Below are 564 nucleotides of genomic sequence, written 5' to 3'. Positions count from 1 at the left end.
TGCTTTAATACTCGATGGAAATGGCCTGGGAGACGATAATCAAGCCTGGGGTGGTGAGCTATTCTATGTAGACTCGAAGCAGATAGAACGTATCGGACACCTTGAGAAAATAGCGATTCCTGGTGGCGATATCGCCACACGGGAAATCTGGCGAACTGGTGCAAATCTATTGGCAAAAACAAGTAGGGAACAGGCATTCGAAGCTTACGCAGATAGCCTCAAGAATGAGCTCACTAGTCATTTCATTCTGAATGGAACGCACCATTTTACGAGCAGTGCAGGCAGGTGGTTCGATGCAGCCGCCTCAATAATCGGCGTTCGCCAAGAGTGTACTTATGAAGGGCAAGCCGCTGCAGAGTTGGAGTCTTTGGCTCGATCAGCCTCCAGGGACCACGTTCAATCTCTTGTCAAAATCGATGAGAAAAACCAACTCTTACTTAGCCCGCTTCTTCCTTATTTAAGCGCTATGGAGAATAAACCTCAGGCTGCATACTTGTTCCATCGCGAGTTAGTCGATGGTCTCGTTCGTTGGTTAGAGAAATCAAGCAAACAGCGCCAGACTAA

The 564-nt window shown here is 47.7% G+C and carries 1 pseudogene; it reads left to right on the top strand.

Annotated elements, in window-relative coordinates:
- Window positions 1–564, top strand: a pseudogene (locus tag A3735_RS30575) (hypothetical protein); the annotation flags it as partial.

It is taken from the genome of Oleiphilus sp. HI0061 (assembly GCF_001635675.1).
The sequence above is the reverse complement of the archived record's forward strand: the minus strand, read 5'-3'. Positions and strand labels throughout refer to the sequence as shown.